The sequence below is a fragment of the Chromohalobacter sp. 296-RDG genome (genome assembly GCF_029889885.1).
GTDB lineage: Bacteria > Pseudomonadota > Gammaproteobacteria > Pseudomonadales > Halomonadaceae > Chromohalobacter.
The window spans coordinates 1-1,194 of record NZ_JARANY010000215.1 but is presented as its reverse complement, the minus strand read 5'-3'; the positions used below and the strand labels follow the sequence as shown (position 1 = coordinate 1,194).

2 pseudogenes are annotated in these 1,194 nt (G+C 66.5%); both read right to left on the bottom strand.

Features of this window, described 5'->3' with window-relative positions:
• Positions 1-807, bottom strand: a pseudogene (locus OP495_RS17990) (electron transfer flavoprotein subunit alpha/FixB family protein); the annotation flags it as partial.
• 74 nt (positions 808-881) lie between these two features.
• Positions 882-1,194 (bottom strand): annotated as a pseudogene (locus tag OP495_RS17985) ((Fe-S)-binding protein); the annotation flags it as partial.

The following is a 1,194-nucleotide window of genomic DNA, read 5'->3' as shown; positions in this document are numbered from 1 at the left end:
GGCCAGTTCGGCAGCGGTGTGACGCGTTTCGCTGACCGGCTCGGCACATTCGGCCAGGGCCAGGGCGAGACGCGGCAAGGGGCGCCGAATGTCCAGCGATCCGGCCGCACCGCGCGCCGTGCAATGCCATCCCGTAGCCGTCTCGGCGTCTGCTTCGACCTGCCAGACCCCCGTCGCCGGTCGCTCACCGAGACGCGCCGCCAAGCGTCTTCCCAGCTCTCCGCCGCCCAGTTTGGAGTCCGGCAGCAGCCAATGGCGTGGTGTCCAGGCCTCCTCGGCCATGAGCAGCGCTCCCAAACGCGCCTCGGGGGCATAGCCTACGACCTCGTGAGAATCGAGATGTAGCAGACGGTCGATGCCCGCTTCACCGAAATTCGCCTCTTTGTGGGACCCGAAAATCACCGCCACCACCGCGCCCCGGGCCTCAGGATCGGCATCGGCCAGCTGGCGCGCCAAGCCGAGCAGATCCCGGTCATGCCCGCTCAGGCGACCACCGGCCATGTCCGGCACCACCGCAACCATGAAGGCCGGCGCTTCAATCTCGACCAACGGCTTGTGCTCAGCAGCCGGTGTCGCCGAGCCGCCACCACCCGCGCCCTGCTGCGTGCCGCTGCGATCGATACGCTTCACGCCATTAGGGCCGACGAATCCCACTGCGTGCGGATTTCTGCGTAACAGACCATCAGGGCCCCGCCACTCACTGACTGCGCCCTGGCCCATCGCCAGGAGCACTTCAGCATGGCGTGGATGCAGACGATTACGGGCGATCCATTCTTGACGCGGATCGCGACGCAGAAGAACACTCATGACATGACCTCCTCGGTGGTCTGCGCGGCCGAGGCATCACGCGGCGCAGGTGCTGTCGCCGCTGGCGTGGTATCCAACGCGGCGGCGACCATCTCGGCAATGTCCTTGACCGCAACCTCTTCGTCGCCTGTTGGCGGAACGACACCTTCAAACATGGCCGTGCATTGCGGGCAGCCCACCACTACCTGTTCGGCCTGGGTCTCGCGCACATCATTCATGCGCATGTCAGGGATGCGTTGCTTGCCGGGAACATCGGTGACCGACGCCCCGCCACCGCCGCCGCAGCAACGTGAGCGATAGCCCGAACGTTGCATTTCGACCAGCTCGACGCCCAGCGCTTGCAGCACCGCGCGGGGGGCTTCGTATTCACCGTTGTAGCGGCCCAGG